Source organism: Syntrophomonas sp. UBA5494 (assembly GCF_002426325.1).
Window position 1 is genome coordinate 26126 of the sequence record NZ_DIPG01000142.1, and the last position, 5514, is coordinate 31639.

The 5514-nt window shown below is 50.2% G+C and carries 8 protein-coding genes; all 8 read right to left on the reverse strand.

The annotated features are described in order from the left end of the window. The coding region (locus B3W37_RS16025; protein WP_483176422.1) for a quinolinate synthase at positions 1-461 on the reverse strand (461 nt) is incomplete at its 3' end. A 17-nt stretch (positions 462-478) separates the two neighbouring features. Further along, positions 479-838, reverse strand: a complete 360-nt coding sequence (gene panD, locus B3W37_RS16030; RefSeq protein ID WP_483176423.1) for an aspartate 1-decarboxylase — start codon at positions 836-838, stop codon at positions 479-481. 2 nt (positions 839-840) lie between these two features. Continuing rightward, positions 841-1689 carry a pantoate--beta-alanine ligase gene (gene panC, locus B3W37_RS16035; RefSeq protein ID WP_483176424.1) on the reverse strand — a complete coding sequence of 283 codons (849 nt, stop codon included), beginning with the start codon at positions 1687-1689 and terminating at the stop codon, positions 841-843. A 53-nt stretch (positions 1690-1742) separates the two neighbouring features. Next, positions 1743-2573, reverse strand: coding sequence for a 3-methyl-2-oxobutanoate hydroxymethyltransferase (gene panB / locus B3W37_RS16040; RefSeq protein ID WP_483169561.1), 831 nt, complete (start codon positions 2571-2573; stop codon positions 1743-1745). 33 nt (positions 2574-2606) lie between these two features. Further along, positions 2607-3494, reverse strand: a complete 888-nt coding sequence (locus tag B3W37_RS16045) for a Rossmann-like and DUF2520 domain-containing protein (RefSeq protein ID WP_483169559.1) — start codon at positions 3492-3494, stop codon at positions 2607-2609. Positions 3495-3601: 107 nt separating this feature from the next. Beyond that, on the reverse strand, positions 3602-4093 hold the full coding sequence (folK, locus tag B3W37_RS16050; protein ID WP_483176425.1) for a 2-amino-4-hydroxy-6-hydroxymethyldihydropteridine diphosphokinase: 492 nt from the start codon (positions 4091-4093) through the stop codon (positions 3602-3604). After that, complete coding sequence (gene folB / locus B3W37_RS16055; RefSeq protein WP_483176426.1) at positions 4086-4469, reverse strand: dihydroneopterin aldolase; 384 nt, start codon at positions 4467-4469, stop codon at positions 4086-4088. The genes folK and folB overlap by 8 nt, the downstream gene beginning before the upstream one ends. Positions 4470-4476: 7 nt before the next feature. Continuing rightward, on the reverse strand, positions 4477-5514 hold a 1038-nt coding region (gene folP, locus B3W37_RS16060; protein WP_483176427.1), incomplete at its 5' end, for a dihydropteroate synthase.

The following is a 5514-nucleotide window of genomic DNA, read 5'->3' on the forward strand; positions in this document are numbered from 1 at the left end:
AGGTTGCGGTCCGGCACAAAGATGATCTCCCGGTCCCGGGGGATACTCTGCACTACTGCCAGGGCGTTGGAGGACGTGCAGCACAGATCGCTTTCGGCCTTCACTTCAGCCGAGGAATTGACATAACTGACCACCATGGCTCCGGGGTGTTCTTGCTTTAATGCCCTGATCTCTTCGGCTGTTACCATATCCGCCATCGGACAGCCGGCTTCAGCCGCCGGCAGTAAGACGGTCTTGTCGGGGCTCAGAATCTTGGCGCTTTCCGCCATGAAATGAACCCCGCAAAATACAATTACCTCCGCCTGAGTCAGAGCCGCTTGCCTGGCCAGGTTTAAAGAATCCCCGACAAAATCGGCTGCTTCCTGAATCTCCGGCAACTGATAATAATGGGCTAAAATCACAGCCCCCCTAATTTTTTTTAACCGTGCAATGCTCTCCCGCCACTGCGCGGATGTCTGCATAACCATCCCTTCTATCTCTAATTACTCATCGGCTGAATTTTGTTGTGCTCATCTACAAAAATCACGGTCGGTTTGTGCTGTTGGCACTCCTCCTGAGAAAGCTGGCAATAGGTCAGTATGATGATTATATCACCTGTATGCACCAGCCTTGCGGCAGCGCCGTTCAAACACATCACGCCCGACCCCCGCGGGCCGGCGATAACATAGGTATCAAATCGTTCACCGTTATTGATATTGACGATGGTGACCTTCTCGTTTTCCAGGATGTCGGCGGCCTCTATCAGGTCCTCATCGATGGTAATTGATCCGATATAGTTCAAATTAGCTTCTGTCACCACAGCCCGGTGAATTTTCGACTTGAGCATACTGCGAAACATGATTACACCTCCACCAACCGGTTATCAATTAATCTCGTACTACCGAATTTCACTGCCAGGGCCATAAGTATTTTTCTGTCTACTTGATCAACATCGCCCAGATCGGCAGCATCGTAAATCTCAACGTAATCAATAATCGCCTGAGGGCTGGCTGCAATCACTTCGCGCATAATTTCTTTTAATCTGGCTACATCTCGTTCCCCTCGTTCGATCCGGCTATGTGCTTCTTTTAAAGCCCTGCTCAACACCAGTGCCTGCTGGCGCTGCTCGGCATCTAAATATACATTCCTGGAGCTTTTGGCCAGGCCATCTTCCTCTCGTACAATGGGAACTCTGACTATTTCTAAAGGAAAGTTGAGTTCGCGAACCATTTTTTCTATGACCATGACCTGCTGAGCGTCTTTTTGGCCAAAAAAGGCCTTATCAGGAACGCATATATTAAACAACTTGGATACTACTGTAGTCACCCCTTTAAAATGGCCGGGTCTTGACGCGCCGCACAGTTTTGCGGTGATCTCGCCGCCAACCTCTACAAAGGTACGGTATCCCGGAGGATACATTTCGCTTATTGAAGGCGCAAATAAAGCGTCAACATGCTTTTCCTCCAATAAATCCTGATCCCGGCTGAGATCTCTAGGATAAGTTTCGAAATCCTCTCCCACGCCAAACTGTATGGGATTGACGAATATACTGACGACTACTATATCGCACTTACTACGGGCCTGTTCTACCAGAGAAAGATGGCCCTCATGAAGATACCCCATAGTCGGAACCAGTCCAATGGTGTTGCCGGCCTTTTTTTGCGCCATACACCATTCTTGAGCTGATCCAACGCGGTCCAATATCAGCATTTTTTCTCCCAACCTCCCAGATTCTGCGAAGTGCAAAACACGCAGTTTTTCGGTTAATAAAGCTTTTCTAAGACTTCATCTTTTATAGTGAAACAATGCTCCGGAGCGGGAAAGGTTCCGGCCATGACTTCTTCTTTATATTGCTTCAAGGCTTCCGTAATGAGTGGTTGCAGGTTGGCGAATTTCTTGACAAACTTGGGAATATGACCGTGGAACATTCCCAGCATATCGTTGATAACCAGAACCTGTCCATCGCAATAGGGGCCAGCTCCAATTCCAATGGTTGGGCACGACACTTCCGCAGTGATGCGCCGCGCCAATTCGGATGGCACACACTCCATAACCATGGAGAATACCCCGGCCTCATCCAGGGCTTTAGCATCCTCGATCAATTTTTGGGCTGTTTCCAGGTCCTTGCCCTGTACTTTGAACCCGCCAAACTGGTTTACTGACTGGGGAGTCAGCCCGATGTGGCCTTGAACCGGGATCTGGGCATCCAGGATGGCTTTAATAGTATCAACCCTTTCCACCCCTCCTTCGATTTTAACCGCATGCGCGCCTCCTTCCTGGATCAGGCGTCCGGCGTTGCGCACCGCTTCGGGGATGGCAATGTGATAAGACAGAAATGGCATATCTGCAACCACCATGGCATTTTGGGCCGCTCTGGACACCGCCCGGGTATGATGTACCATGTCATCCATGGTCACCGGCAGGGTGGTGGAATAACCCAACATCACGTTCCCCAGCGAGTCTCCCACCAAAATCATATCGATTCCGGCTTGATCTATCATCCCTGCCATTGAATAATCATATCCGGTCAACATGGCAATCTTCTCTTGCCTGGTTTTCATCTCTTTGAGTACTGCTGTGGTAATTTTAGCCATAATCCCACGCTCCTTTTTAGGCACCGCACAACGTTATTGTTCTCCTTTGATCACGTTACTGAGGATCTCTTTAAACTCAGCCGCCTGTTCGGCACCGATGGTGCCTTTGGCGAGCGCAATGGAGGTAGTATACAGACCTAAACAGGCATATAAAAGCTTGTCATCACGCATTTTGTCCTCCAGTCCCTCGAGGTGATGAACAACCGTTTCTATATCCCCTCTGGCAATGGGGCCGGTTAAAGCCCGGGGTATGCCAACGTCACGGATATTATTGATGCTGCCCTGAATCAACGGCAACAATGCTCTGCCGGCTTGTGGGCCCGGAATACCAGCTGATTCAAGCAAGCGTATTCCAAAATCGACTACTGTGACCAGATAATTGGAAACCGTACAGGCCCCGGCATGGTACAAGACCTTGGCGGTACTGTCAATGATAAAATACTCTCCTCCCAGAGCGGCTACGATGGCGCGGCCGGCAGCATATGCTTCGTGATCCCCTTCGATGCTGAATATTGATCCGGGAAGGTTGGCAATTGCCCTATCAACACCAGCAAAAGACTGCAAAGGATGTATCGACAATACAAATGCGCCGAAAGCCCTGGCTCCATCTAATAATTGCGAGGTCTGGGACCCACTCATGTGAATCACCACTTGACCGCTATGAAAAGCGCCGCTTTCCGCCAATTCGTCCGCTACATCCTTTATGGCCATGTCTGATGTGGTTATAAACAAAATATCTGCTGAGCGAGAAACTTCTTGAGGTGATGAACAGGTGGTACAGCCAATCCGGTCCACAAGTACTTTTGTAGATTCGGATAACTTGTCATAAACACCCGTAATCTCATATCCCTTGTTGCTGAGTACCACCCCAACAGCCGTTCCTACGACTCCCAAACCGATGATGCCGACTTTATTTGTCATTCCCTAACCTCCTCAGGATTACGGCAGGCAACTGCCACTAAAATCGCGCCGTCTCGGTCCAATAATGGATACAAGCGGACTTGAAAAGGATATCGGCGGGAGATCCCCTATTCCATTTTCTTGATTTCACAATCTTCTCGCCCTAAGACTCTAGTCAGCACCTCCTTAACCGTCATCCCGTCTTCAGGAAGAATTAATTCCGAGTTCACTTCTTCCAGCGGGATGAGGACAAACAACCTCTCGCGCAGGTACGGATGGGGTATGTGCAGTTGTGGTAAATGAATCTGTTCGCCTCCGTACCACAGAATATCCAGATCTATCACCCGTGGGCCCCATTTCTCTCCAGCCTGGCGGCCCATTTTAATTTCAATTTGTTTAAGGTTCTCCAGTAAGGCCAGCGGCCCCAACCCGGTGTCTATAGAAATAACCTGGTTTACAAACTCAGCCTGGTCGGTCTTGCCCCAGGGTGGAGTCAAATAATGCGATGATACCGCCGTTACCCTGGTATCCGGCAAAGCGGCAATCTCCTCCACGCCTCTGTCAACATTGGCCACACGATCTCCCCAATTGGAACCCAGGCCGATATAAGCCTCAGCCATTATGATCCCCCCGGGAGGTTGAAACCACATCTTCCCGGCAGCGGTAAATCTGCACTGCCACATAGTCGAACTCACCCTCGATAGGGGCTTGTGGTTTATATACAGTGGTTTCTATCGCAGACAGCAACGGAAAGCCCAGCAATACCCGGCAGCTGACCTCTTCGGCCAGGGCTTCGATCAGGTTATAGGAGGTTTCTTCCACAATCTGCCGTACCTCATGGAATACCTTCCCATAATCCACCGTAGCTGCAATGTCGTCCTGGCGGCCGGCTGTCTTCAAGTCGTGAAATAAAACCAAATCAACTTTAAAGAGCTGCGGCTTGTCCTTTTCGCCGGGCAAAAGCCCGTGACGGCCAAAGAAGCTCAGCCCCTTCATAATGATCCTATCCATTTTCGTTCTTAATCGCGTCCGTCATCCTGGCCACGCGATAGCTTTCTTTAACGTCATGTACCCTAATTATATCAGCACCGTTCAAAATTCCTATAGCTAAAACGGCCAAACTGCCCTCAAGCCGTTGATCAACCTCCACATCCAGAGTCCGGCCGATAAACCTTTTGCGCGATGCCCCTATGAGAATCGGTTTCCCCAGGCCTTTGAAAGTCGCCAGACGCTTCATCAATAAGCGGTTCTCCGCCGGGGTCTTTCCAAAACCCAGCCCGGGATCTATAATTATCTTTTCTGCCGGCAAGCCGGCAGCGACGGTGTCTTTAATCATTATATCCAGTTCATTGATTATGTCAGCTATCAAATCCTGGTACGGCTTGCCGGTATCGATATGCAGCCGGTTGTGCATTAATACTACCGGGGCTTTTCTTTCCACCAGACTGGGCATCAATCCACGATCAAGCTGCAGCCCGCCAATATTATTGATCATATGGGCGCCGGCGTCCAGGCAGGCCGCCGCCACTTTGCTCCTAAAGGTGTCAACGGATAGTATCATATCTTCATGAGCCAATCGCCTGACCACCGGGAGCACCCGGTTAAGTTCCTCTTGCTCTCCCACAATCTCTGCCTGGGGCCGGGTTGAAGCCCCTCCGATATCAATGATATCCGCACCCTGTTCCCGCATCTCGCAGGCGTGCCGCAAAGCTTGATCCAGCTCGGTGTAGCGTCCGCCATCTGAAAATGAATCCGGAGTCAGGTTGAGAATCCCCATTATGAAGGTTCGCTCTCCGAATTGCAGGCTTTTACCGTGGCATAAATCCACCCGTCTGGCCGCAGGTTCCAGGTTTTTCAAGAGGTTCTCTATTTCCCCGGCTACCTGCTTGAGCCCCAGAGGCTGTAATTTCAACTTTTTGATTAAGAGCCGGTACTGTTTGACCGTGCCCATTATTAAGACATCAGTATGGCCCTCGCCGTAGAGGGCGTCTTTGGATACGGCTGCTTCTCCCCCTTTGGAGAGCATCTCCTGTTTTATGAT